Source organism: Alcaligenes phenolicus (assembly GCF_032063905.1).
GTDB classification, from domain to species: domain Bacteria; phylum Pseudomonadota; class Gammaproteobacteria; order Burkholderiales; family Burkholderiaceae_B; genus Alcaligenes; species Alcaligenes phenolicus.
The window spans coordinates 1-24,356 of sequence record NZ_DAMBOE010000003.1 but is presented as its reverse complement, the minus strand read 5'-3'; the positions used below and the strand labels follow the sequence as shown (position 1 = coordinate 24,356).

Below are 24,356 nucleotides of genomic sequence, written 5' to 3'. Positions count from 1 at the left end.
TTTCAGGGTCGGCGAACTAAAGGTAAGAACAAGCGGATTTAGTAAGCGTCAGGCCAGCGTTTAGTGGCTGGGCAAGGTGCAGCGCCACACTCGCGCTGAGGGTGGTTTGTCACTGTCTGCAATCCAGCGGATTTCTGGTTTGCGACTGGCCGTGTTGATACGCCAGGCGATAGCGGGGCGGCGGCCGGGAAAAGCGCGCTCGCGAGGGCAATGTGTGGCAAGAGGCGAACCCGACGAGGTCAGGGCCCGGATCGGTCCAGTATGAATAATGCGGTGCATGGTTGACTCCTGATCGTGCTGCGCAAGCCACATCAGCAGACAACCCGGTGGGTCAGTAGTGTCTGAGGGGCCTGTGCAGCATCTTTCTTCGACTGTCGTCGCTGGACATAGTGTGTTTTTTCCTGTCAGAGAGAACGAAAGGTGCTGCTTTCCGAACGGGTGTTATTTTACGACCTGCAAGCCGCTTTGAGACTGGCTTTGCGCCCGTTTTGCCCAGGCATTGGCGTATGGTTGCTATACGAAAGTATATGAGTGGTCCGCCACAGGATAAAAACCGGCTGCATGATGCAAGACAGAGATAGCCAGCCAAGTCTCTTTTATTTGTAGGCGGCTGTGCTTAAGATGGGAGAATTCATTATTTTGGTGTGTGGTTTTCTTATGGCGGAACAATCATGGCAGCCCTAAGGCATCGTCTGACAGCATTGTTTGAGCCCCGTTCGGTGTTGGTCGTTTCCACCTTGCCTTTGCCCCTGATCAACGAGATGCCAGCCCGATTGGCTGGGCGGATCACGCAGGCACGGATTACAGCCACGCAAGTGCTGGTGCCCGATCGTCTGGAGGGCTTGACCGATACACAGCGCCTGGATCTGGCGCTGGTGTGTATCGAGCCGGTGCGTTTGCCACAGGCCCTGGATGCCATCCGGGTGCATAAGCCACGTGTGGTTCTGTTGCTGCCTTCCAATCTGGCCTCCCGCGATCCTATGGAAGACATGGTGTATGCGCGCTCCTGGGCCCGTATCAATAATTGTCTGGTGCTGGGGCCGCGTGCCTTCGGGATACAACGGCCGCATCTGGGCATCAATTTAAGTCACGAGCCGCAAATGGCACTGGCAGGCCGTGTGGCCCTGGTGTCTCAGTCGCGCTCCATAACCTCGGCCTTGATGGACTGGGCCGAAGATGTCAGCCTGGGTTTTTCCGCCATTGTGTCGGTCGGGGACGAGGCCGTTATCGACGTGCCCGAGGTGCTTGAATATCTGGCCATGGACCCGCGCACGGACAGTATTGCGCTGTATCTGGAGCACACACCTGCTTCTCGTCGTTTCACCAGTGCCTTGCACGCCGTGGCGGCCGTCAAACCTGTGGTGGTCCTGAAGGTAGGCGGTCAGCGTCAGCAGGGCGAGGCCCACGAGGCGGTCTTCAATGCCTTGATGCGGCGTGTGGGGGCGGTGCGCATTCGTTATTTTGTGCAGCTGTTCTCGGCCCTGAAAGTGCTGGTTTACACCCGCCGTCCCAAAGGGCGGCGTATTGCCTTGTTCTCCAATGGGAATGGGGCCGCGCAGATGGCTTTGGATGTACTGGGTTCGGATGCCGCGGTGACCTGCCCGGAGCTGTCGCCCTCTACCCAGCGGGCGCTGGATAATCTGCTGGCTCCTGGCGACCAGGTTCAGAACCCGGTGGTCACTTATGTGCCACTGACGCCCATGCGTATCGACTCGGTTATTTCCACCTTGCTGGATGACAAGGAAATTGACGGGGTGCTGGTCTTGCTGACACCAGACCCCTTGGCCGATATGCCGGCGGTATCGCGTGAGCTGGCCATGCTGTCGGCCAGTGCTCGCAAACCCATCATTACGTGCTTGATTGGGGATGCGGATATGCGGCCCTTACGTCATTTGCTCGATGGGGTGGGCACACCGGCATTCCGTACCCCGGACACGGCTGCCAATGCTTTTGATTTGCTGGCCCGTTATCACTACAACCAGCATTTGTCGCAGCAGACCTTGCCGCCTTTGCCGCTGGGCACCTTGCCAGAAGTAGAGCCTGCCCGAGAACTGGTACGCCAGATTCAAAGCGAGCGCCGCGAGGCTAGCGAGCAGGAGTGCCGCGATCTGCTGCGCTACTTCCACGTGCCTGTTGTCGACTTGCGTGTGACGCACGATCAGGGTGAGCCTGATCCTGATGTTCCGCCCATGGGTCTGCGTTTTGAGACCGACGACAAGTTGGGGCCTTACGCTGTCTTTGGTGGGGCCGATCACGCGGATTGGCTTTCCTCATCCTATCCGGCGGTAGAACTGCCACCGCTGAACCGCTATCTGGCGCGCCAGTTGGTGGAGCGTAGCCCCTTGTGGCGCAAGAGCTTGTCCTCGCAATTGACGCCTTTGGTGTTGACGCAGCTGTTGCAGGTGCTGGAGCGTCTTTCGGATTTGATGAGCGAGTTGCCCGGCGTGCGCCGTGTGGTGCTGGACCCCATCATGGCGGGCGAGAATAGCCTGTACATCAAGAGCATTTCCATTTCCTTGAGCAAGCAGTCCATGCTGGTACTGCCTGAAACGGCTGGCTATCGCCACATGGCGATTCATCCCTATCCGCGTCACATGATTGAGCGGCGTCAGTTCAAGGATGGGCAGCGCTGGACCTTGCGCCCTATACGTCCCGAGGACGCAGAGGCCTTGCAGACCTTTATGCGTGGCCTGTCGGATGAAAGCCGCTACATGCGCTTTGTGTCCATGCTGCGCGAGCTGACTCCACGCATGCTGTCGCGCTACACCCGTATCGACTACGACCGGGAGCTGGCGCTGATCGCTACCGTGCGTTCGCCCAATCCAGATAACCGTAACCATCCCCGTGACGAGATTATTGGGTTTGCCCACTATCTTCGTAATGGCGATGGTCGGGGGGCGGAGTACGCCCTGGTTATCGGGGATGCCTGGCAGCGGCGCGGTCTGGGAGTCATCCTGATGGAGGCGCTGATACAGGCTGCCGCCGAGCAGGGGCTGACCTACATCGACGGCTATGTGCTGGCCTCCAATGCGCCTATGCAAGCTCTGATGAAGCGTCTGGGCTTTCAGAACGATGCGGACCCGGAAGATCCCAGCATGCGTCGCGTCTGGCTGGATCTGGGTGAGACCCGTCGCTCGGATTAGGCACAGGCAGGCCTATCTGCTTGTCAGGTAAATACCCGTTTAATTGTTCCCTGATGTCCCGATTCACTCAACGGTGGCGGGACTATGATGCGCTCGTGATGGCAGGCAGTACAGCGCTGGAGTGCTGGCTGCCGCCGCATCAATGGATGGTGCCCACCACCGACGGCGCCACATACCGGGGACACAATGATGCGATTGAATCTGGCTGCTTTGCAGCGCTGGGTGCTGGGCTTGTTCTTGATAGGCGGCCTGCTGGCTTGCTCCGGGCAGACAGCAATGCTATCTGAAAAAAACCATTACGAGTTCTCCATGGAGAACGACAGCCTGGAGATGCGCGATGGTGTGCGCTTGGCGGTGACGTATTATCGGCCATCGGCTAAAACACCGGGTGAAACCTTCCCGGTCATTCTGGAGATGCTGCCTTATCGCAAGGACGACTTCTTCGCGCTGGGTGACTACGAGTACGGCTCTTATTTTGCCAAGCGGGGCTATGTGCTGGCGCGGGTTGATGTGCGTGGCACAGGTGGCAGCTCTGGCCCTGTCCCTGTCAGCGAGTATTCCGCTGCCGAGATTGCAGATGCCGAGGAGCTGATTGATCAGTTGTCTCGCAAGAGCTGGTCCAATGGCAAGGTGGGTATGTACGGCCTGTCCTGGAGCGCCTTCAACTCCTTGATGACGGCTCACAGAAAACCGCCAGCACTCAAGGCCATTATCGCGGCACACGGTTCTACCGATCTGTTTTACAACGACGTTCACTATATTGATGGTGCCTTGCACATTGACTCCTATGCGCACCAGATTGATACCGATAACGCCATGCCGCAAAGCCCGGATTATCGGATTGACGAGGAGTATTTCAAGAACCGTTTTGACCGTGAGCCCTGGATTTTCACCTGGCTGCGTGAACAACAGGACGGCGATTTCTGGCGTGCCCAGTCCTTGGCCTTCAAAAAGCAGCCTTTAGAGGTTCCGGCCTATTTGATTGGTGGCTTGCTGGATGGCTATCGTGATTTTGCGCTGGATGTCAGTCGGACCTCGAAAGCATCTGTGATTGTGGAAATGGGGCCCTGGAACCACGCCTGGCCGGAATATGGCGTGCCCGGCCCGAATTATGAGTGGCGCGAGAGGGCGGTGCGTTGGTGGGACTACTGGCTTAAAGACATAGATACCGGGATTCTGGATGAACCGCGCCGGATGGCCTTCATGCGTACCGGCCATGCTCCCGCTACCGATCGGACCAGCGTGCCCGGTTATTGGCGCTGTGATCCGCAATGGCCGGTGGAAGGCGCGCGGACTCAACGTCTGCATCCTCAGGCTGGACACCAGTTGGCTGCTGTTTCTCCTGCCTCCGGTTTGGCTCAGGCCTTGCGTTACAAGGCCGGAGCCGGTTTGGCTGGTGGCGGCTGGTGGGGGGAGCAAACGGGCGATATGGCTGCCGATGATGCGCATAGCCTGGTGTATGACTCCGCACCCTTGAGTGAGGCCATGGAAATCATGGGTATGCCTAAGGTACGTCTGAAGGTCGCGGCTGATGCGCCTTTCTATCAATGGACAGTGCGACTTGAAGATGTGGCCCCGAATGGGCAGGTTTCTTTGGTCAGCGGGGCAATCATCAACCCTTCCCAGCGTATCTCGCGTCTGGAACCACAGCCCTTGGTGCCGGGTACGGCCACCAATTTGGAAACCTCCATTCACTTCACTACGTGGCGTTTCAAGCCGGGCCATCGTATCCGCCTGGCGGTGAGCAATGCGCAGTTCCCCATGGTCTGGCCCAGCCCGACGCCGGGTGTCACCAGTCTGTTTCCGGGTGTGGATACCTGGGTGGACCTGCCCGTGGTGCCTGTGCGGGAGCAGGGTACGCAGGCTTGCGTCATGTCGCCACCCCAGGCGAGTGAAGCGGCTCCTTTCGGCCGTACTATTGACGGGGATGGGCCTGTATTCAGCAGTGTTCGTAATGAAGCCACCGGCGATTCGACGTTCACCACCAGCAATGAGCTTAGCTGGGTGCTGCATGACAATTTGTACCGCTCCGAGGAGATGTATCGCTGGGAGGTCAATGATGCTACACCCGCCAAGGCGCGCTATCAGGGTGATCGGCGCAATGTCTTTACCCTCAAGGGGCGGGAGATTGATATGTCAGCCCAGGCTCGAATTGAGTCCGACGAATCGTATTTCTACCTGACTTTTACGCGGGTGCTGAAAGAGGATGGGGTGCAGGTTCGGGAGAAGACCTGGCAAGAGCGTATAGCTCGGGTCTATCAATGAAAAGCTGAATGAGAAACGCCGCTGTGATTGCAGCGGCGTTTTTTTGTCTTGTGCTCTGATTAGCGCAGTACCTGTTTCAGGAAGTGGCCAATCGCGCTGATTTCTTCCGGGCAAACAGCGTGGGGCATGGGGTAGACATTCCATTGCACCTGATAGCCCATGGTTTCCAGTTGCTGACGGCTGGCTTCGGCACGAGTCAGGGGCACGACCGGGTCCATGCTGCCATGCGCCATGAAAATAGGCGTGTTCTGATTGGCCTGATGACGCTCTTTTTCCACCGCTGCGGCCAAAGGCAGGTAACCGGACAGGCAGAGCATGCCAGCCAGACGCTCGGGCAAGCGCAAGCCGGTTTGCAATGTCATGGCACAGCCTTGCGAGAAACCGGCCAGAACAATATTTTCCGTGGGAATGCCGCGAGCGTTTTCGCGGGCAATCAGGTTCTGCACTTCGATCTGCGATTGGCGCAGGCCGCTTTCGTCCTCGTGGCGCACCAGGTCCGCCACATAAATGTCGTACCAGGAACGCATGGCCATGCCGCCGTTAATGGTGACGGGCTGGATGGGGGCGTGCGGGAAAATGAAACGGATGGCGGGGGCGTTTTGCAGGCCCAGCTCTGGCACGATAGGGGCGAAATCGTGGCCGTCAGCGCCTAAGCCATGCAGCCAGATAACGGCGTGCTGAGGGTTGGCACCGGTTTCAATCTCAATCGACTCAAGCAGAGGGTTCATGCGGACTCCGAAAGATCTACCAAGGTCTTGATGTACTGGTACAGGGCGCGGTAGTGCTTGCGCTGTGGGTCCTGGCCTTGTACCAGTGTGGAATTTTTCTCGGCTTCTTTGCGTGCGGCACGAATCAGGGTGCGCAATTGCTGGATATCGGCGCCGGAAAATTCATTCATGAATTCGGTCAGAGCGTCGTCATCACGCAACAACAGGTCGCGTAGCGCTTCCAGCCTGTGCATGGCACGGGTGTCTTCCTTGGAGCCGTTTTCCCAGACGTCCAGTTGTTTCAGGATCGGTTCGGGTTCCACATTGCGCATCAGCTTGCCCACGTAGTGGATTTGACGACGGCGTCCTTCGCGGGCCGTCGGGCTGATGCGCTTGGCATCCTTGATGGCAGCCATCAAGGGCTCGCCCAGATCAAGTTGTTTGAGTCGGTCGTCCGAGAGCTCAATCAGGCGTTTGCCCAGGTCGAGCAGAGCGTGCATTTCGCGTTTTACCTGCGATTTGCTGGGGCGGTCGTAACCGTTTTCATCGATTTCAGTGCGTGGACGGGCCATAAGAAGTGAAATAGCAAAGATTGTCGCCAATTGGCTATGATAACCGCCTAACCCTCAAAGAGTAGCAATGAGTCATCCAACTATTTCCCAATTGTCGATCAGTGCCAATCAGTTCCAGTTTTGTGAATTGGTGGATGAAGCGCTGCGGCATGCCAAAAAACTGGGCGCCAGTGATGCTGCCGTCGATATTTCAGAAAACAAAGGTCTGGCCGTCTCCGTGCGCCAGATGGAACTGGAAACGGTAGAGCAGACGCAAGACCGCTCCTTGGGTGTGACCGTGTTTGCAGGCCAGCGCAGTGGCTCGGCCTCCACGTCGGACTTTTCGATCAAGGCGCTGCGTGAAACGGTGGAAGCCGCCTGGCATATTGCCCGCTACACCGCTGAAGATCCTTTTGCCGGGCTGCCTGAAAAAGACATGCTGGCGCAAAGCTATCCCGATCTGCACCTGCACCACCCCTGGCTGCTGGACGCGGATCAGGCCGCCAAGCTGGCGATTCGTGCCGAGCAGGCCGCGCTGGAGTTGAGTCCTCTGATCAGCAATTCCGAAGGCGCATCGGTGGATACGCTGGAAGGGCATTTTGTGATGGGTAACAGCCGCGGCTTTCTGGGTGGCTACCCCTACAGCCGTCACTCGCTAAGCGTCAGCCCCATTGCCGGCAAGGGCGATAATATGCACCGCGACTACTGGTACAGCAGCTCGCGTGACCCTTCCCGCCTGGCCAGCCCCGAGTCCGTTGGACGTTACGCGGCCGAGCGCACTTTGTCGCGCCTGTCGGCCCGCCGTATTCCTACCGGCCGCTATCCGGTGTTGTTTGAAGCCCCGCTGGCTGTGGGCTTGATTGGTTCTCTGGTGCAGGCTACCAGTGGCTCGGCCCTGTATCGCAAAACCAGCTTCCTGCTGGATTCCTTGGGCAAGTCTGTCATGGCCAAGCACATTGATGTGCTGGAGCGTCCGCATCTGGCTGCTGCCATGGGCAGTGCGCCGTTTGACTCTGAAGGGGTGCGTACCTGCGACCGTGATGTGGTGCGGGGCGGCGAGCTGAAGGGCTATTTCCTGTCCTCCTACGCAGGCCGCAAACTGGGCATGCCTTCTACCGGGAACGCCGGTGGTTCGCACAATTTGCTGCTGAGCTCTCGCCTGACTCGTCCCGAGGACGACCTGGATGCCATGTTGAAGAAAATGGACCGCGGTCTGCTGGTAACCGAGCTGATCGGCCAGGGTATCAATTACCTGACCGGCGACTACTCGCGTGGTGCCTTTGGCTACTGGGTGGAAAATGGTCGCATTCAGCATGCCGTGGAAGAAGTGACGATTGCGGGCAATCTGGCCGAGATGTTCGCGCAGATTGTGGCCGTGGGTGCTGATACCTTTGCGGCTGGCTCCAAGCGTACGGGTTCCATCCTGATCGAGCAGATGTCGGTGGCCGGTTCCTGATTTCTGCTGTCTGGAAAACCGGCATAGCCCCTTATGCCTTGCCACGGGCAGGAGGGCGTTCAGTAAACAGATGATTACGGCCTGAGTTCGGCGTTGCTTCCGACTCAGGCCGTTCTCTATGTGGAGCGCCCTTCAGGTGTTTCACATCAAAGACCCGACAATATAGGGCCGGATTTGCGGGATAATCCGGGCTTTCCCAGCCCCCCATTCGGGGCGCGCCAGTGTACTATCCATAGCATAAAAATATTTCCCAGTTACCGAATACCCACAAGGAGGTTATTCATGCAGCGTCGCTCGTTTCTGAAAAAGGCAGGTCTTGGCGCCGTAGCCAGTACTGCCGCTATTGCTGCTCCTGCTATTGCCCAAAGCAATCCCAAGGTTAATTGGAAGCTGACATCGACTTACGGTCCCGCTACCCCGGCTCTGTTTTCGACAGCCCAGTCGTTTTGCAAGATGGTGGAAGAGGCCTCGGACGGCAACTTCAATATCCGTCTGTACCCAGCCGGTGAAATTGTCCCCGGTTTTGGTGTGATGGATGCAGTCAGCAATGGCACGGTGGAGTGCGGTCAGACAGCTTCTTATTACTACTACGGTAAAGACCCTTCGTTCAGCTTTGACACGGCCGTGCCTTTTGGCCTGAATGCCCGCCAGATGAATGCCTGGATGCAGGAAGGCAACGGTACCAAGCTGCTGCGTGAACTGTTTGCCACTCGCAACATCATCAACTTCGCTTTCGGTAACACCGGCACCCAGATGGGTGGTTGGTACCGCAAGGAAATCAACTCTCTGGAAGACCTGAAAGGTCTGAAGATGCGTACGGCCGGTTTTGCTGGCGAAGTGCTGGCCCGCATGGGCGTGGTGCCTCAGCAAGTGCCACCAGGCGATATTTACCCATCGCTGGAAAAAGGCACGCTGGACGCCGTGGAATTCGTCGGTCCTGTGGATGACGAAAAACTGGGTTTCCAGAAAGTGGCCAAGTATTACTACTATCCCGGTTGGTGGGAAGGTTCGGCCCAGGTTTCGCTGTATGTGAATGACGCCGCTTTCCAGGCATTGCCCAAGCAATACCAGTCCCTGATTGAAATTGCTTCGCGTGCTGCTGGCGAGCGCATGATTTGTCAGTACGACGCTCAAAGCCCAGGCGCACTGCGTCGCCTGATCGCCAGCGGTGCGGTACTGAAAGCCTTCCCGCGCGACGTGATGGACGAGTCCTTCAAGACCGCCAATATTCTGTACAAGGAATTCTGCGACAAGGATCCCATGTTCAAGAAGATTCACGACGACTACATGGGCTTCCGTGACGCGATTGTGCCTTGGTTCCGTGTGGCCGAAGGCTCTTACGACAACTACCTGGGCATTGCGCTGGCAAACCAGAAAAAAGGCTGATCCCCGTAGGTGGGACCGGGCAGGGCAATCTGCTCCGGTTCGACTAACCAGTCTTGTTAACCCCTGTTTTTCCTTTGGAAGGCAGGGGTTTTTAATGCGCCTTCCCTCTATGAGAGAGCGCCTGGTTGTGGCAAAAAACCTGTGTTTTTGTGCAAAACCCTAGTGTTATCCACTATTTATGTTATTATGGCGAGCTATTTGGCAGAAATGCACGGGCGGAATATAACGCCTTGGCAGGGTCAAATAGGGCTGCCCGGCTTGAAAAAGCGGGTAGATTGTATGGGCCAAGCATGTTGCTTTGACCCAGAATTTTAATATTTAGGAACCATCATGAAGACCTTCGTGGCCAAGCCGCTTGAAGTCAAACGTGACTGGTTTGTGATTGACGCTAAAGGCAAAGTCCTTGGTCGTGTGGCCAGCGAAGTCGCACGCCGTTTGCGTGGTAAGCACAAACCCGAATATACCCCTCACGTTGATACCGGCGATTACATCATTATCATCAACGCTGCTGACATTGCCGTGACCGGTAACAAGGCGCAGGATAAGAAGTACTATCGTCACTCGAACTACCCAGGCGGTATTTACGAAACCAACTTCCAAACCATGCAAGAGCGCTTCCCAGGCCGTGCCATCGAAAAGGCCGTCAAGGGTATGTTGCCAAAAGGCCCTCTGGGCTACGCCATGGCCAAGAAACTGAAGGTTTACGCTGGTGCCGAGCATCCTCACAGTGCTCAACAGCCTAAAACTCTGGACATCTAAGGATAGGTCATGATTGGTAACTGGAATTACGGTACGGGCCGTCGCAAGACCTCCGTTGCTCGTGTCTTCATCAAGAAGGGTACGGGTCAAATCGTAGTCAACGGCAAGCCTGTTGACGAATACTTTGCTCGTGAAACGGGTCGCATGATTGTGCGTCAGCCCCTGGTGCTGACCAACCATGTTGAATCGTTTGACATCAAGATCAACGTGCATGGCGGCGGCGAAAGCGGCCAAGCCGGTGCTGCCCGTCACGGCATCACCCGCGCTCTGATCGACTACGACGCAACACTGAAGACAGAACTGAAACAAGCTGGCTTGGTGACTCGTGACGCTCGTGCTGTTGAGCGTAAGAAAGTCGGTCTGCACAAAGCACGTCGCCGCAAACAGTTCAGCAAGCGTTAATTCGCCTCGCGACCTGTTTATGGTGCTCAAAAACCCCGGACCTGTCCGGGGTTTTTGTTTGCTGGCTACATTTGTCCTGCTTTGCCCGCTCTGGTGCTTGAGAACAGGCAGGACTACGTTAAGATAGAATTTTTGCTCGTCTCTCTTTCAGGAAAGTTCATGGCTATACATAGCGATACCCGGATCAAGGTAGGGATTGTCGGCGGTACAGGTTACACCGGGGTCGAGTTGCTGCGTCTGTTAAGTCAGCACCCTCAGGTAGAACTGGTCGCCATTACCTCGCGTAAAGAGGACGGCGTGCCGGTATCGGATATGTATCCGAACCTGCGTGGTCATGTGGACCTGAAGTTCTCTACGCCTGAAAACGCCAATCTGGAACAGTGTGACGTGGTGTTCTTTGCCACTCCGCATGGTGTAGCCATGAGTCAGGTTGAACGTCTGCTGGAAGCAGGCGTGCGCGTTATTGACCTGGCTGCAGACTTCCGCCTGCAAGATACGGACGTGTTCCAGAAGTGGTACAAGATGGAGCACAGCTGCCCGGATATCCTGAGCCAGTCGGCTTATGGCCTGCCAGAGCTGCTGCGCGACAAGATTGCTCAAGCCAAGGTTATTGGTAATCCTGGTTGCTACCCCACCACCGTCTTGCTGGGCCTGGCTCCCTTGCTGGAAGGCGGCAAGGCGCTGGTTGATACCCAGCATCTGATTGCAGACTGCAAATCCGGTGTGTCCGGCGCTGGTAAAGGGGCTTCGGTTCCCAATCTGTTTGCTGAAGCCAGCGACAACTTCAAGGCTTACGGCGTGTCGGGTCACCGTCACCACCCGGAAATTGTGGAACAGTTGCAGCGCCTGGCCGGTGGCCCGGTCGGTCTGACCTTTGTGCCTCACCTGGTGCCCATGATTCGCGGCATGTTCTCCACAATCTACGCGCGCATCAAGCCGGAAGCCATGAATACAGACTTCCAGGCCTTGTACGAGCAGCGCTACGCCCAGGAAACCTTTGTGGATGTGCTGCCTGCCGGTACTCTGCCAGAAACCCGCTCGGTGCGCGCTTCCAACCAGCTGCGTATTTCCGTGCAGCGTCCTGGCAATGGCGATCAACTGATCATTCTGGTGGTGCAGGACAATCTGGTTAAGGGGGCTTCGGGCCAAGCTGTGCAGAACATGAATATCTTGTTCGGTCTGCCAGAACAAACCGGCTTGAATCACGTTGCAATTTTGCCTTAAAGGGAACTTGGTCTTGGTGAACAGGTCAAATGTTTATGGCTGAATCACCGCAAACCAATTCTTCTACTGTCGCTCCTTCCCGTTCGCGGGGCGGGGCGACTACGATTGGGCTGGCCGTATTGCTGGGAGTGTTGTTGGGCGGTGGAGGCCTGTGGCTTTATCGCAGTCTGACTCAACCGGCCGATCAGTCCGAACAAATACAGCTGGCCATGCAAAATCTGGCGCGTAGCCAGCAATCCCTGCAGCAGATTCAAAGCGAGTTTGAAGGGCTGCGCGGGCAACTGGTTCTGGAAGAGAGCACGCGCAAGGGTTTGGAAAAGTCCTTGTCGTCTACTCAGGCCGAACTGGCGCAGACACGCGAACAGCTGGCCTTTTATGAACAGTTGCTCCCACCCGGTCCTAGTGGTTCTGTTACTGTCCGAGCCCTGGACGTTGCTAAAAGGGGCGATTTGCTGGAGTACAAGGTACTGCTGCAACGTAACGCCCCAGAAGGAAAGGCTTTTTCCGGCCGCCTCCAGTTTCAGCTGACTGGGCGGCAAGACGGAAAAAACGTTAAAATCGATTTGTCACCCAGTTCCGGGCCGGACTCGGTACTGGCAGAGTCGTCTGTAGAACAGATTGATCCTTTGGTTTTAAACTTCAACCAGTTTCAGCGCGCCATGGGTTGGCTGGCTTTGCCGCCAGGCTTTGAGCCCACCGCCTTGACGCTGAACGTCCTGGAAGGAAGCGTTATCCGCGCCTCTCGCCAGGAAAAAATCGCCCAGCCAGACTAATCACCTTACCCGCGGGTGGTCATGTGCAAGGCGATCACATGATAATTATTCATGCCGGCGGGGGCCGGCAGGAGAACCACATGAGCACTCTTACCGAATCCGTTGATCTGCAAGCCCCTCCTTCCCCACTGATCTTTACTGATTCAGCGGTTGAGAAGGTCCGTGAGCTCCTGATTGAAGAAGGCAGCCCCGAACTGAAGCTGCGCGTCTTCGTGCAAGGTGGCGGCTGTTCCGGCTTCCAGTACGGCTTCACCTTTGACGAGCTGGTTAACGACGACGACACCATTATTGATAAGGATGGCGTGCAACTGCTGGTTGACGCCATGAGCTTCCAGTACCTGGTGGGCGCCGAAATTGATTACAAGGACGACCTGGACGGTGCCCAGTTCGTTATCCGTAATCCTAATGCGACAACTACCTGCGGCTGCGGCTCTTCCTTCACGATGTAAGAAGGAAAGGCTGGCGCTGATTGCTCAGCCTTGCTTGCTTTGGTAGGTTGGTACAAAGTACACCCCAGACTCTGACTCCAGAGTCTGGGGTGTTTTGTTTATGGGGTTTTGTTGAAGGCCGTGCAGCGTCAGGTCTAATAGGGTAAACCGCTGGAGGGCGCTTTTTGGTTCAACCAGGGAGGGGCTTGTTCGTAGCTCAGGCCGGATAACAAGCACCCAGCACCGTAGCGTGTCTCGCGCCTGTTACGGCAGGTAGCCCTGCTGGAATGCGCTCGATATGGGCATACGCTAGCCACGCAAAGGCGAGAGCTTCAATAGATTGCGGGTCCATACCCAGCTCAGCACTGGATCGAATCGGCATGGCCACCAGATCGCCCAGGCGTTTCAGCATGGCAGGATTGGCAGCGCCACCACCGCACACAATCAATTCCTGAATCTGTTCTGCGTAAGGCTTGATGGCTTGTGCAACGCTGTGTACGGTCAAATCCATCAGAGTGGATTGCACCGTAGCAGGCTGAAACCCACCTTTCGGATCAACACGATCCAGGTGCTCCTGCAGCCACCCCAAATTGAACAGATCACGACCTGTAGATTTAGGAGCAGGCAGAGCAAACCAGGGTTCGCTCAACAGGCTGGCAAGCAAGGCAGGATCAGGAGCAGCGCTATCGGCCCACTGTCCGTCCTTGTCGTAGGACTGGCCTCGATGCTTGCTCACCCAGGCATCCAGCAGCATGTTCGCCGGGCCAGTATCAAAGCCAAAAACATCACGTCCAGGCAGCAGCAGGGAGATATTCGCAATTCCACCCAGGTTCAGAATGACGCGGCCATGTTCGTGACGGAACAGGGCTTCATGGACGATGGGTACCAAAGGTGCACCTTGGCCGCCCGCCGCTATATCCCGGCTGCGGAAGTCTGCAATTACATCCACTCCACAGCGCTCGGCCAGAAGAGCAGGGGCATTCAATTGCAGGGTATAGCCCTGATCAGGCGCATGGCGGATAGTCTGACCGTGTACGCCAATCGCACGGATCAGCTCTTTTTCGGGGCCTTGAGTCCAGGGCATGCAAGCCTGAGCGTAGAGCTCGGTCAACTGCTGGGCGGCAATACTGGCGCGGGCCAGTTCGTTGTGCCCTGGATGCTGCAAAGCCAGCAGCTCGCCTCGTAGAGCAGCTGGCATGGATAGGCTATGGGTTTGGTGTATCTGTGCCCCCTGTGGGCCGAAGGATGCCAGCACGGCATCCACACCGTCCATGCTGGTACCAGACATCAGTCCGATAAACAGGGGGGCTTTCATGGTTTAGCGGCTGGCCAGCTTCACGGGCTCAGCATCTGTGTGCAGCAAGGCAAAGCTGTTCTGGTAGGAAGCCAGGGTTTGCTGGAACTGCTTGCGCTGCGGGGCATCCAGCACGCGTGCTACCGGCAGGTCTACCGACAGGGGATCAACGGCTTTCTGGGCGATACGGAATTCGTAATGCAGATGTGGGCCTGTTGCCCAGCCCGTCGAGCCCACATAGCCAATCAACTGACCTTGTTCTACGCGGTCGCCTTTGCGCAGCCCAGCGGCAAAGCGGCTCTGGTGAGCGTACAAGGTGGTGAACTGACCGTGATGCTTCAGGATGATCGTGTTGCCGTAACCATTCTGGCGGCCAATAAACTCGACCGTGCCATCCGCAGTGGCGTGGATGGGGGTGCCGGATGGGGCGGCATAATCCACACCTTTGTGGTCACGCCAGCCGCCATGCACAGGATGGCGGCGACCGCCAAAGGTGGAGCTGATGCGGGTGAACTTCAGTGCGGTGCGCAGGAAAGCGCCTTTCAGACTTTGGCCGCTGAAATCGTAATAACCGCCGGAGCCATTTTCAGGCTGGAACCAGGCGGCCTCATGCGTTTTGCCCTGATTGATGAATTCCACTGCCAGCAAGCGGCCCGAGCCCACGTCCTGGCCTTCATGACCGTAGGACTCGTAGACCACGCGGAAACTGTCGCCTTTGCGCAGGTCTTTCAGGAAATCGATCTTGCTGCCCATCACATCCGCCATTTGCAGCGTGATGTTGTCGGGGATGCCGGCCTGATCGCTGGCGCCAAACAGCGAGCTGTTGATGGTGGCTTGAGCCACGCGCACTCGGGTCTGGGTCAGGTCGGTTTGTTCCTGGGCGATAAAGCCATTGTTACCGTCCGGGCGTACTTCCAGCCAGCTGGCCAGACCTTGGCCGGACTGATCGGAGTAGGGCGTGTGACGGTAGCGCAGCCATTGCAAATTGCCATTGGCATCCAATGCAGCTTGGATGGTACGGCCAGGGTAAAGCTTGTAGATAGAGCGCGCTTTCTTGTCGTGCGTCAGAAATTGCAACAAGCCTTCTTCACTGACTTCCATGCGCTGGAGCAGGGCGGACAAGGTGTCGCCGCGGCGGATGCGGGTTTCAGTAATGTAGGCTTGCTGGTCCTGGGCCTGCAGCACGGTCAGGTCCGAGGGCAGGGTCAAGGCGGTGCGGGCTTGGTAAATCTGGGGTTCCGGGCTGCTGGGCATCACCACGGCAAGTGCACCGGCGGCTACAAAAGAGCCAAGGGCAAGCGTGATCAAACCGGCACGGATAAAAAGGGCTCGGGCGGACCGAGGCTGGTGGATGTTGAGGTGGGAGGAGGAGCGTTTCCCTTTGCTGAACATAAAACCAGAACCTTGTTGGACGTACGGTTTACCGTCCACCCGGCTGGCAGGCGGAGGTCAGTTGTACTGGGCGGACAGAACATTCCAGCCCTGGCGATCTGACCTGCGCGGGAATGATAAAATAATTCGGTTTACGAAACCTTGCTCAATTCTTAAGCACGTCTCGCAATAGCAGGCTATCCTAGCGCATTAGGCTTAATTTTTCGAGCATTTTTACTCATTAGTTTGTCACCAGATTTGTTATGTCATCCCCCTCAGAGCCCCTTTCTCCAGAAGTCCTGGCTGATTTAGCCATCGTCAAACGCGGCTGCGACGAATTGCTCGTCGAATCCGAGTTTGCCCGCAAACTGGCGCGCAGCCATGCAACAGGACAGCCGCTGCGTATCAAGCTGGGTCTGGACCCAACGGCTCCCGACATTCACCTGGGGCACACAGTGGTGCTCAACAAGATGCGCCAGCTGCAGGATTTGGGGCATACCGTCATCTTTCTGATTGGCGACTTCACCTCCACCATTGGTGATCCCAGCGGCCGCAACACGACTCGTCCGCCCCTGACGCCCGAGCAGGTCATTGCCAACGCCAAGACCTACTACGATCAGGCTGCGCTGGTTCTGGACCCGGCCCGTACCGAAGTTCGCTACAACTCGGAGTGGTGCGACAAGCTCGGTTCGCGCGGCATGATTCAACTGGCTTCGCGTTACACCGTGGCCCGCATGATGGAGCGTGATGATTTCACCAAGCGCTTCAAGGCGAATCAGCCTATTTCGGTGCACGAGTTTTTGTATCCTTTGCTGCAAGGCTACGATTCGGTTCAATTGAAAGCGGACGTGGAATTGGGCGGTACCGACCAGAAATTCAATTTGCTGGTGGGTCGTGAATTGCAAAAAGAATATGGTCAGGAACAGCAATGTATTTTGACCATGCCATTGCTGGTGGGTTTGGACGGCGTAGAAAAAATGTCCAAATCCAAAGGCAATTACATTGGTATCAGTGAAACGCCGGACTCCATGTTCGGCAAGTTGATGTCCATCTCCGATACCTTGATGTGGCGTTACTTCGAGCTGTTGTCGTTCCGTAGTCTGGAAGACATCGCCGGTCTGCAAAAGCAGATTGAAGAAGGCCGTAACCCACGTGAAGTCAAAGTGGAGCTGGCACAGGAGATCGTCACACGTTTCCACAGCGCCCAGGCCGCCGAGCAGGCGCTGGAAACTTTCGATGCCCGTTTCCGTCGTGGCGAAATGCCCGAGGACATGCCCGAGGTAACCGTGGCGGGTGAACTGGCCTTGCTGCGTGTCTTGCGCGAAGCAGGTCTGGTTGCTTCCGGCAGCGAAGCCCAGCGCAATGTGGAGCAGGGCGGCGTGCGCATCAACGGCGAACGTGTGGACGATAAAGGTTTGCAACTGGAGCCGGGCAGCTATGTGCTGCAAGTGGGCAAGCGCAAGTTTGCGCGAGTCACTTTGACCGGCTGATTGATTGTGGAGGTCTGCAATGAAACTGCGTAGTGATTCTTTTCAAGATCAGAGCGTGATTCCCGAGCGTCTGGCGTTTTGCCGTTATGACGCACAATCGAGAGTCGCCTTGGCCGGTAACGCCAATCCGCATCTGGAATGGTCCGATGTTCCCGAGCAGACCCAATCCTTTGTGGTCATTTGCCACGACCCCGATGTCCCCAGTAAACCGGACGATGTGAACCAGGATGGGCGCGAGGTGCCGGCGGATTTGCCACGGGTGGATTTCTTTCATTGGGTCTTGATCAACATCTCGCCCGAGCTGCGTAGCCTGGCAGAAGGCTCTTACTCCAAGGGCATCACGCCACGTGGTAAAGCCGGTCCACTGGCTCTGGACGATACGCGCCAGGGCGTGAACGACTTTACCAACTGGTTTGCCAGCGACCGCGACATGAACGGTGATTACTTCGGCTACGACGGCCCGTGCCCTCCGTGGAACGATGCTTTGCCGCACCGCTATGTCTTTACGGTTTATGCCCTGGATATTGCCGAGCTGCCTTTGGAAGGTCGCTTCAATGGCCAGGACGTGTTGCGTGCCATGGAAGGTCATATTCTGGGTCGCGCATCCCTGACCGGCATGTATACCCTGAATCCCCGTTTGATCCAGCAATCCTGATTCCCCAGGGCGGACTGTTTGAGTTTTTTTCATATTCTCTTGAGTCCGCCTGCCGCCGCCTTACTTATTTCCGCATTTTTTGGGGTTTCTGCCACCGGAGACGTTTGTCTCGGTGGTTTGATGCGCTTCCGCGCTAAAATGTTGCTTTCTTAGTTTGCTACCACTTTATCCTTAGGAACCCTCATGTTTGACCGTTCTGCGACTCTTGACAAAGTTGACCCCGATCTTTGGGCTGCGATTCAAAGCGAAGATGTGCGCCAGGAGCAGCACATCGAGCTGATCGCCTCGGAAAACTACACCAGCCCCGCCGTGATGCAGGCCCAGGGCACACAACTGACCAACAAATACGCGGAAGGTTATCCTGGCAAGCGCTACTACGGCGGTTGCGAGTTCGTGGACGTGGTCGAGCAATTGGCTATTGACCGCCTGAAAGAGCTGTTCGGCGCTGAAGCCGCCAACGTGCAGCCCAACTCCGGTTCGCAAGCCAACCAGGGCGTGTACATGGCTGTGCTCAAACCCGGTGATACCGTTCTGGGCATGAGCCTGGCTGAAGGCGGTCACTTGACCCACGGTTCCCCCGTGAACGCCTCGGGCAAGCTGTACAACTTCGTGTCCTACGGTCTGGACGAGAACGAAGAGCTGGACTACGACGAACTGGAGCGCCTGGCCAAAGAGCACAAACCCAAGCTGATCGTGGGTGGTGCTTCGGCTTACGCCCTGCGCATCGACTTCGAGCGCATGGCTCGTATCGCTCATGAAAACGGCGCCTTGCTGATGATCGACATTGCCCACTACGCCGGTCTGGTTGCTGGTGGCGCTTACCCCAACCCCGTGCCTCACGCTGACTTCGTGACTTCTACGACTCACAAGTCCCTGCGTGGTCCTCGTGGTGGCGTCATCATGATGAAGGCCGAACACGAAAAAGCCATCAACTCGGCTATTTTCCCCGGCATTCAAGGCGGCCCACTGATCCACGTGATCGCTGGTAAGGCTGTTGCGTTCAAGGAAGCTCTGGCTCCCGAGTTCAAGACCTACGCTGCTCAAGTTGTGAAGAACGCTGATGTTCTGGCCCGTACTCTGGTTGAGCGCGGTCTGCGTATCGTGTCCGGTCGTACCGAAAGCCACGTCATGCTGGTGGACCTGCGTCCCAAAGGCATCACCGGTAAAGTGGCTGAAGAGGCACTGGGCAAGGCTCACATCACGGTCAACAAGAACGCCATTCCTAACGACCCGGAAAAGCCATTTGTCACCAGCGGCGTGCGTTTGGGTACTCCTGCCATGACCACTCGCGGCTTTAAAGAAGCCGAAGCGGAATTGACGGCGCACCTGATTGCTGATGTACTGGACAACCCTCACGACGAAGCCGTTTTGGCGGACGTTCGTCGCCGTGTACACGAGCTGACTGCCAAGTTGCCCGTTTACTCCTCCAAGTAATCCAGCCGGAGCGGGCCGCGAGGCCCGCGATCTTGAATGAAGTGTCCGTTCTGCCACCATGCCGATACCCAGGTGATCGACTCTCGAATCACCGAAGAAGGCGACGCCATACGGCGACGTCGTAAATGCTCGGCCTGTGAACGGCGCTTCACGACTTACGAGCGTGCCGAGCTGAGCCTGCCTGTTGTGGCCAAGCGCAATGGCACTCGTATGGATTTTGACCCCGCACGTTTGCGGGCGAGCATGGGCGTTGCGCTGCGCAAGCGTTCCATCCCCATGGCTCAGGTCGATGCCGCTGTGCAGCGCATCGAAGAAAAACTTCAACTGACTGGCGAGCGCGAAGTCTCCTCCGAGACCATAGGCGAGCTGGTGATGGCCGAGCTCAAGCAGTTGGACCAGGTGGCCTATGTGCGCTTTGCCTCGGTCTACAAGAGCTTTAAAGACATCCGCGAGTTCGTAGAGGCGATCGACGAAATGAACGATCCCGACCGCGGCTAAGGCTATGGTCGAGCAAGAAGACGTCATCTGGATGCGGCAAGCCCTGGAGCTGGCCGAGAAATCCCTTTATATCAGTTCCCCCAACCCGCGAGTCGCCTGCCTGATCGTGCGCGATGGCCAATTGTTGGCTTCGGGTTCGACGCAGCAAGCAGGTGGCCCTCATGCAGAGGTGATGGCCTTGCGCCAAGCCAAAGAGCGCGGCGTCAACGTGGCTGGTGCGACCTTCTACGTCACCCTGGAGCCTTGCAGTCATCACGGGCGAACCCCTCCTTGTGCCGATGCGCTGATCAAAGCAGGCGCCGGGCGTGTTGTCTTTTCCATGTACGACCCCAACCCTCTGGTGGCAGGTAACGGCGTCTCACGCCTGCGCCAGGCGGGAATTACGGTGGATGGCCCTTTGTGCGTAGAGCAGGCGCTGGCCATCAACGCCGGTTTCTTTGCCCGCATGACGCGTGGACGTCCTTGGCTGTGGATGAAAATGGCGGCCTCGCTGGACGGTCGCAGTGCCTTGCCCGATGGCAGCTCTCAATGGATTACCGGGCCGCAAGCTCGTGACGATGGTCATCATTGGCGCGCCCGCAGTTGTGTCGTGTTGACGGGTATAGGTACGGTTAACGCGGACAACCCGCTAATGAATGTGCGGGCGGTTTCCACGCCACGTCCCCCCATCAAAGCCGTGCTGGATACGCATTTACGCCTGACCCCCAGCGCTGCCTTGCTGGACGGCACGCCTTGCTGGGTATTCAGCCATCGTCGTGATTCCGAGCGCGAAGCCGAGCTGGCAGATCGAAATGCACAGGTTGTTCCCATGCCCTTGCACGAAGGTCAGGTGGATGTGCGTGCCGTTCTGGACTGGATGACAGATCAACAGATCAATGAAGTCCATGCAGAAGCCGGTGCTCGCCTTTCCGGAGCCTTGATTGATGCCGGTGTAGTGGACCAATTACTGATGTACCTGGCCCCCAAGATCCTGGGGCAGGGGCGAGGCGTGGCCGATATTACCGAACTGGCCGGGCTGGACGATGTAGAGCCGTTTGAATTTACCGATGTGCGCTTGCTGGGTGCCGACCTGCGCGTCCTGGCGCGCCAGCGCGATCATTGGGAAGCCTTGCTGCGAGCGGTGGGTGGGGCTTATCCGCCGGACTCGGAGTAAGCTGTTTGTACGTTCTACTGTTCAGTTGCTACTAATTAGCCGAAGAAAGAATTTGAGCACTTGCGTTACAAGGATAAGTGCTGCTATTATTATGGACTTGGCGTTAGCAGCTTCAAATTGCTTGGCCAAAAGAACAGTTAGGACAGGTGGCCGAGTGGTTGAAGGCGCACGCCTGGAAAGCGTGTATACGTTTATAGCGTATCGGGGGTTCGAATCCCCCTCTGTCCGCCAAAATTCTTATGCAAATCAGGTGGTTAAAGATTATATCGTGTCATTATAAAGACACTCTTTTTCTAACTGAATTGCACATCCCCCGGCACTTGTTGGGGGTGCTGTTGTAGGCATAGCTGGTACCAAAAATGCTTTCGGCTTTCTGTCCTGCATTTTCATCAGCCTCGGGCATCCACTTAGCGTAAATTTTGGCAATCATTGTCCAGTCGCGATGCCCCATCTGTTTTGCGACCCACATTGGATGTTCTCCAGCACTTACCATCATTGAGGCATAGGTGTGTCTGGTTTGGTAGGGCCATCTGTAGCGAACCCCAGCGGCTTTCAAAATTCGTATCCAGGCATCTCTGATTTGTTGGTCGCCTGTCCAGCGTTGGCCTGTGCCTGGGTTAAGAAATATGGGATCGCCTTTAAGGAAGGTGTGTGGTCGTTGTGCCTGCAGCGCTTCAAGCGTGGGCTTTAGGATTTTGATTTCCCTCAGCCCTGACACGGTTTTCGTGGTTTCAGCTTGACCTTTAGATGCTTGGGTCATAGCACGGCGAATTCTTATATAACCACGAACAAAATCAACATCTCCCCAGTTTAGAGCAATTAGTTCACTGGTTCGAACTCCTGTCCAGAACGAGAACTTGATTTGATTGGCCATGTCCTGGGTGCATTTTGCCAAAATGGACTGTTGTTCTTCGATCGTGAATGGGTCAATGTCTTCCTCTTCCTTTATCTGGGCTTTTCGTTGATAGCAGAAATCAGTCATGAAATTGACATCCAGCAGTTCATCATCAACTGCATCAGAAAGAGCCTTGCGAATAACGCTTTGTATATTTGCTAAACGCTTGTTGCCGCATCGCATGGCTGCTAACCAGTCTCGCGTGTCTTTTCGGCGCCATTGGGGTAAGAGCAAATGGCCAAACTGAGGAATAACTAAGTTATCGATGATTTTCCGGTAACCCTCATAACTGGATGCCTTCAAAACAGGTTTTTGTGAACGCAGCCATTTAGTTAGATATTCTTCCACATGTTCTGTTTGACCGCTTGCGGTGAAAAACATCTTTGCTTTCGGGCTGTCAGGGAAGTAATTTGCATACTCAAATGTGCCCTGATCGATAGCGTGAATAATTGCAGCTCTCTGCTTCTCAACGCGCTTCAGATTTGCTGGTGTTGGTTTTAGCTGAATATTTTCTCTGCATCTAAAGCCCTGGTACTGAAATGTAATTTGAATGCTGCTTTTTGATGCAGGCTTGACGCCACTACCATTCCTACTCATATGCAATTACCATAAAACGAAAACGAGCAACACCATGCTGGGCTTGAGTGTACAAGCTTTGGGTAAGACCTGAGACAAGGTTTCGGGTTCTACCCAAAACTGGCGAAAATGTACAAAATATAAAAAGGTATGCCCCCTAATTAAGGGGGGCTGAGTATAATTTCGACTAAGTTTAGTCAAAACCTGAGAGGATTACTCGCCATCCTCACGAGGGATTGTCTCACGACAGATCCGGCGTCCAAAACATCTGGATCGTCAGTCCGGGCCCCTCTTAGCGCCAACTCACTGGCCTGGGGGGAACTGATTTTTCACGCGCTTTATCTCCTGCCGCCGTGAATTGTTGGGCAGCCGCGCAGTCCTTACCGCAAGGTAGGGCACGGTATTTATCAAGCTTCGGTTGTTAAGGAACGTGCTATACATCAGCAATTGGATGTATTATTAGTCAATGACTTAGTAAAGTCAACAGCTACCTGACCGTTATATTTATTATTTATGAACCATGATCACCCCAACTCTTCCGACAATCCCGAATTTGATGCGCCATATCATGTAAAGCGTGCTATTAAAATTGTGGGAAATGGAGCGCTCTTAGCTGAAAAACTTGGTGTCACAGCGGTGACTATCAGCGACTGGTCATCAGGAAAACGCCCTGTGCCAATTATTCGATGTGTTGAGATCGAAGAATTGACCTGTAATGAGGTGACTCGAAAACAGTTACGGCCAGAAGATTGGTATCAAATATGGCCAGATTTGCGCGATAAAAAAGCATAATCATAAAGCACTTTTGTTATTTCTTCGGTAGCGCTCTTGGTTGAGCTTATTGTGCCTTTTGTTAATGTTGGTTAAGAACCCGGCTCCTGGTCGGGTTTTTTATTTATGGGGTTGTTTTTAATGCCATAGTTTGAGGCTCAGTGTTGTGATGTTGTAGGGCTAATGTCCTCTCTTTTAAAAGCACCCGCTCAAGCCGTAGCAGTGGAGGGCGGATCTGCATACCCGGTTAGTGTGCCACATCGTTCTCGCGTTCAAGTGCTGCACGCCGCCGGCGGCGCTTGCGGCCAACTGGCCGTCTTCGACACTTGAGCGCTGCGCTGCGACGTGTTTTCAGGTTCCGGGCAGTTCCGCCCCAGCAACCGGAGAGACCGAATGACAACGAAAGCACAACAGCAGAAATTTATTAAGTCAGCCGATGAGCATCAACAGCAAATCATTAAGCTTTTGCGGGCGGTGGCGTGTTACCGCGGCCTGGATCAAACATGGTCCGACTGGGTAGAAATGGGCGCCATCGCCATATCAAATGCCGTCGATAAAACGCAGTACCAACAGCGCGAGAAACGTTATCTTGAAATTGTGGCGCAGTATCAAAAAGAGGAAGTGAGCAGTTTAGTTAAGGCATTTGCGCACCTGGTGCAGTGCTGGGAACAGCGTGTCGCAACAGGTGAGTTTGGTGATGTACTGGGCTCAACGTTCATGATGATGGAAATGGGCAACGCAAGCACAGGACAGTTCTTCACCCCGTACGAAGTGTCTCGATTGATGGCTGGCATCTTAATGGCTGACCATAGCGCATGCCAGGCTCAACTTAAGCAGCAGGGGTTCATCACGCTGCAAGAGCCAGCATGCGGAGCGGGTGGCATGGTAGTTGCCGCAATACACGCATTGGTTGACTCTGGCATTAACTACCAGCAAGCGCTACATGTCACAGCCATCGATATTGATCGGCGATGTGTCCACATGACATACCTTCAGCTGGCGTTGTTGCATGTGCCAGCAATCATTATTCAAGGGAATGCGCTCTCACTGGAAGTGTTTGAAACATGGTACCGGCGTCTGTCAAGGCAGTTGGAACCTGATTCATGCGGCCTCTAATACTGGATC

At 55.7% G+C, this 24,356-nt stretch carries 22 protein-coding genes and 1 tRNA gene; 17 read left to right on the top strand and 6 right to left on the bottom strand.

The window, feature by feature from the left end; genetic code table 11:
• Window positions 1-60: 60 nt before the first annotated feature.
• Window positions 61-279 (bottom strand): hypothetical protein, encoded by a 219-nt coding sequence (locus tag U2949_RS06675; RefSeq protein ID WP_257723701.1) that lies wholly within the window; start codon window positions 277-279, stop codon window positions 61-63.
• Window positions 280-671: 392 nt separating this feature from the next.
• Between U2949_RS06675 and U2949_RS06670 the strand changes: the two genes are divergently transcribed.
• Both U2949_RS06670 and U2949_RS06665 read left to right on the top strand, forming a co-directional pair.
• Entirely contained in the window at window positions 672-3,143 is a 2,472-nt protein-coding gene (locus tag U2949_RS06670; RefSeq protein ID WP_035270494.1) for a bifunctional acetate--CoA ligase family protein/GNAT family N-acetyltransferase, read from the top strand.
• Window positions 3,144-3,329: 186 nt separating this feature from the next.
• Complete coding sequence (locus tag U2949_RS06665) at window positions 3,330-5,408, top strand: CocE/NonD family hydrolase (protein WP_321286827.1); 2,079 nt, start codon at window positions 3,330-3,332, stop codon at window positions 5,406-5,408.
• 59 nt (window positions 5,409-5,467) lie between these two features.
• Here the strand turns inward: U2949_RS06665 and U2949_RS06660 are convergent, their stop codons facing one another.
• Window positions 5,468-6,136 (bottom strand): alpha/beta hydrolase, encoded by a 669-nt coding sequence (locus tag U2949_RS06660; protein WP_257723698.1) that lies wholly within the window; start codon window positions 6,134-6,136, stop codon window positions 5,468-5,470.
• The gene (gene yjgA / locus U2949_RS06655; protein WP_009460660.1) at window positions 6,133-6,687 is read right to left on the bottom strand and encodes a ribosome biogenesis factor YjgA; all 555 of its coding nucleotides are present in this window, start codon (window positions 6,685-6,687) and stop codon (window positions 6,133-6,135) included. The genes U2949_RS06660 and yjgA overlap by 4 nt, the downstream gene beginning before the upstream one ends.
• 67 nt (window positions 6,688-6,754) lie before the next feature.
• Between yjgA and pmbA the strand changes: the two genes are divergently transcribed.
• From pmbA to erpA, 7 genes are all read left to right on the top strand, one after another.
• On the top strand, window positions 6,755-8,122 hold the full coding sequence (pmbA, locus tag U2949_RS06650) for a metalloprotease PmbA (RefSeq protein WP_026484387.1): 1,368 nt from the start codon (window positions 6,755-6,757) through the stop codon (window positions 8,120-8,122).
• Between the two features lie 282 nt (window positions 8,123-8,404).
• On the top strand, window positions 8,405-9,508 hold the full coding sequence (locus U2949_RS06645) for a TRAP transporter substrate-binding protein (protein WP_257723696.1): 1,104 nt from the start codon (window positions 8,405-8,407) through the stop codon (window positions 9,506-9,508).
• A 330-nt stretch (window positions 9,509-9,838) separates the two neighbouring features.
• Window positions 9,839-10,267 carry a 50S ribosomal protein L13 gene (gene rplM, locus U2949_RS06640; RefSeq protein ID WP_003801836.1) on the top strand — a complete coding sequence of 143 codons (429 nt, stop codon included), beginning with the start codon at window positions 9,839-9,841 and terminating at the stop codon, window positions 10,265-10,267.
• Between the two features lie 9 nt (window positions 10,268-10,276).
• On the top strand, window positions 10,277-10,669 hold the full coding sequence (rpsI, locus tag U2949_RS06635; protein WP_009460666.1) for a 30S ribosomal protein S9: 393 nt from the start codon (window positions 10,277-10,279) through the stop codon (window positions 10,667-10,669).
• Window positions 10,670-10,828: 159 nt separating this feature from the next.
• Window positions 10,829-11,893 (top strand): N-acetyl-gamma-glutamyl-phosphate reductase, encoded by a 1,065-nt coding sequence (gene argC / locus U2949_RS06630; protein WP_257723695.1) that lies wholly within the window; start codon window positions 10,829-10,831, stop codon window positions 11,891-11,893.
• Window positions 11,894-11,928: 35 nt separating this feature from the next.
• Window positions 11,929-12,666 (top strand): DUF6776 family protein, encoded by a 738-nt coding sequence (locus U2949_RS06625; RefSeq protein WP_143241235.1) that lies wholly within the window; start codon window positions 11,929-11,931, stop codon window positions 12,664-12,666.
• Between the two features lie 80 nt (window positions 12,667-12,746).
• On the top strand, window positions 12,747-13,115 hold the full coding sequence (erpA, locus tag U2949_RS06620; protein WP_003801826.1) for an iron-sulfur cluster insertion protein ErpA: 369 nt from the start codon (window positions 12,747-12,749) through the stop codon (window positions 13,113-13,115).
• A 196-nt stretch (window positions 13,116-13,311) separates the two neighbouring features.
• Here erpA and U2949_RS06615 read toward each other — a convergent pair whose 3' ends face one another.
• Together U2949_RS06615 and U2949_RS06610 are read right to left on the bottom strand one after the other, a co-directional pair.
• Entirely contained in the window at window positions 13,312-14,409 is a 1,098-nt protein-coding gene (locus U2949_RS06615) for an anhydro-N-acetylmuramic acid kinase (protein ID WP_321286822.1), read from the bottom strand.
• 3 nt (window positions 14,410-14,412) lie between these two features.
• Window positions 14,413-15,780: a M23 family metallopeptidase gene (locus U2949_RS06610; RefSeq protein ID WP_026484381.1), complete on the bottom strand. Its 1,368-nt coding sequence runs from the start codon at window positions 15,778-15,780 to the stop codon at window positions 14,413-14,415.
• 242 nt (window positions 15,781-16,022) lie between these two features.
• Between U2949_RS06610 and tyrS the strand changes: the two genes are divergently transcribed.
• From tyrS to U2949_RS06580, 6 genes are all read left to right on the top strand, one after another.
• Entirely contained in the window at window positions 16,023-17,249 is a 1,227-nt protein-coding gene (gene tyrS / locus U2949_RS06605) for a tyrosine--tRNA ligase (RefSeq protein WP_009460677.1), read from the top strand.
• Between the two features lie 19 nt (window positions 17,250-17,268).
• The gene (locus U2949_RS06600; protein WP_009460679.1) at window positions 17,269-17,904 is read left to right on the top strand and encodes a YbhB/YbcL family Raf kinase inhibitor-like protein; all 636 of its coding nucleotides are present in this window, start codon (window positions 17,269-17,271) and stop codon (window positions 17,902-17,904) included.
• 183 nt (window positions 17,905-18,087) lie between these two features.
• Window positions 18,088-19,338, top strand: coding sequence for a serine hydroxymethyltransferase (gene glyA / locus U2949_RS06595; protein WP_009460681.1), 1,251 nt, complete (start codon window positions 18,088-18,090; stop codon window positions 19,336-19,338).
• Window positions 19,339-19,374: 36 nt separating this feature from the next.
• On the top strand, window positions 19,375-19,836 hold the full coding sequence (gene nrdR, locus U2949_RS06590; protein WP_003801815.1) for a transcriptional regulator NrdR: 462 nt from the start codon (window positions 19,375-19,377) through the stop codon (window positions 19,834-19,836).
• Between the two features lie 4 nt (window positions 19,837-19,840).
• The gene (ribD, locus tag U2949_RS06585) at window positions 19,841-20,989 is read left to right on the top strand and encodes a bifunctional diaminohydroxyphosphoribosylaminopyrimidine deaminase/5-amino-6-(5-phosphoribosylamino)uracil reductase RibD (protein WP_321286819.1); all 1,149 of its coding nucleotides are present in this window, start codon (window positions 19,841-19,843) and stop codon (window positions 20,987-20,989) included.
• 140 nt (window positions 20,990-21,129) lie between these two features.
• Window positions 21,130-21,220, top strand: a tRNA-Ser gene (locus tag U2949_RS06580).
• Window positions 21,221-21,263: 43 nt separating this feature from the next.
• On the opposite strand, the gene U2949_RS06575 is transcribed toward U2949_RS06580, so the two are convergent.
• Window positions 21,264-22,481: an Arm DNA-binding domain-containing protein gene (locus tag U2949_RS06575; protein WP_063689893.1), complete on the bottom strand. Its 1,218-nt coding sequence runs from the start codon at window positions 22,479-22,481 to the stop codon at window positions 21,264-21,266.
• Window positions 22,482-22,973: 492 nt separating this feature from the next.
• Between U2949_RS06575 and U2949_RS06570 the strand changes: the two genes are divergently transcribed.
• Together U2949_RS06570 and U2949_RS06565 are read left to right on the top strand one after the other, a co-directional pair.
• Entirely contained in the window at window positions 22,974-23,252 is a 279-nt protein-coding gene (locus U2949_RS06570; RefSeq protein WP_080655548.1) for a transcriptional regulator, read from the top strand.
• Between the two features lie 372 nt (window positions 23,253-23,624).
• A complete protein-coding gene (locus U2949_RS06565; protein ID WP_321286814.1) occupies window positions 23,625-24,347 on the top strand; it encodes an N-6 DNA methylase in 723 nt (240 codons plus the stop codon).
• Window positions 24,348-24,356: the final 9 nt, after the last annotated feature.

Bases quoted from the DNA above. Each gene is read 5' to 3' on its own strand.
- U2949_RS06675 (WP_257723701.1), bottom strand. From the start codon at position 279: ATGCACCGCATTATTCATACTGGACCGATCCGGGCCCTGACCTCGTCG.
- U2949_RS06670 (WP_035270494.1), top strand. From the start codon at position 672: ATGGCAGCCCTAAGGCATCGTCTGACAGCATTGTTTGAGCCCCGTTCG.
- U2949_RS06665 (WP_321286827.1), top strand. From the start codon at position 3,330: ATGATGCGATTGAATCTGGCTGCTTTGCAGCGCTGGGTGCTGGGCTTG.
- U2949_RS06660 (WP_257723698.1), bottom strand. From the start codon at position 6,136: ATGAACCCTCTGCTTGAGTCGATTGAGATTGAAACCGGTGCCAACCCT.
- yjgA (WP_009460660.1), bottom strand. From the start codon at position 6,687: ATGGCCCGTCCACGCACTGAAATCGATGAAAACGGTTACGACCGCCCC.
- pmbA (WP_026484387.1), top strand. From the start codon at position 6,755: ATGAGTCATCCAACTATTTCCCAATTGTCGATCAGTGCCAATCAGTTC.
- U2949_RS06645 (WP_257723696.1), top strand. From the start codon at position 8,405: ATGCAGCGTCGCTCGTTTCTGAAAAAGGCAGGTCTTGGCGCCGTAGCC.
- rplM (WP_003801836.1), top strand. From the start codon at position 9,839: ATGAAGACCTTCGTGGCCAAGCCGCTTGAAGTCAAACGTGACTGGTTT.
- rpsI (WP_009460666.1), top strand. From the start codon at position 10,277: ATGATTGGTAACTGGAATTACGGTACGGGCCGTCGCAAGACCTCCGTT.
- argC (WP_257723695.1), top strand. From the start codon at position 10,829: ATGGCTATACATAGCGATACCCGGATCAAGGTAGGGATTGTCGGCGGT.
- U2949_RS06625 (WP_143241235.1), top strand. From the start codon at position 11,929: ATGGCTGAATCACCGCAAACCAATTCTTCTACTGTCGCTCCTTCCCGT.
- erpA (WP_003801826.1), top strand. From the start codon at position 12,747: ATGAGCACTCTTACCGAATCCGTTGATCTGCAAGCCCCTCCTTCCCCA.
- U2949_RS06615 (WP_321286822.1), bottom strand. From the start codon at position 14,409: ATGAAAGCCCCCCTGTTTATCGGACTGATGTCTGGTACCAGCATGGAC.
- U2949_RS06610 (WP_026484381.1), bottom strand. From the start codon at position 15,780: ATGTTCAGCAAAGGGAAACGCTCCTCCTCCCACCTCAACATCCACCAG.
- tyrS (WP_009460677.1), top strand. From the start codon at position 16,023: ATGTCATCCCCCTCAGAGCCCCTTTCTCCAGAAGTCCTGGCTGATTTA.
- U2949_RS06600 (WP_009460679.1), top strand. From the start codon at position 17,269: ATGAAACTGCGTAGTGATTCTTTTCAAGATCAGAGCGTGATTCCCGAG.
- glyA (WP_009460681.1), top strand. From the start codon at position 18,088: ATGTTTGACCGTTCTGCGACTCTTGACAAAGTTGACCCCGATCTTTGG.
- nrdR (WP_003801815.1), top strand. From the start codon at position 19,375: ATGAAGTGTCCGTTCTGCCACCATGCCGATACCCAGGTGATCGACTCT.
- ribD (WP_321286819.1), top strand. From the start codon at position 19,841: ATGGTCGAGCAAGAAGACGTCATCTGGATGCGGCAAGCCCTGGAGCTG.
- U2949_RS06575 (WP_063689893.1), bottom strand. From the start codon at position 22,481: ATGAGTAGGAATGGTAGTGGCGTCAAGCCTGCATCAAAAAGCAGCATT.
- U2949_RS06570 (WP_080655548.1), top strand. From the start codon at position 22,974: ATGAACCATGATCACCCCAACTCTTCCGACAATCCCGAATTTGATGCG.
- U2949_RS06565 (WP_321286814.1), top strand. From the start codon at position 23,625: ATGACAACGAAAGCACAACAGCAGAAATTTATTAAGTCAGCCGATGAG.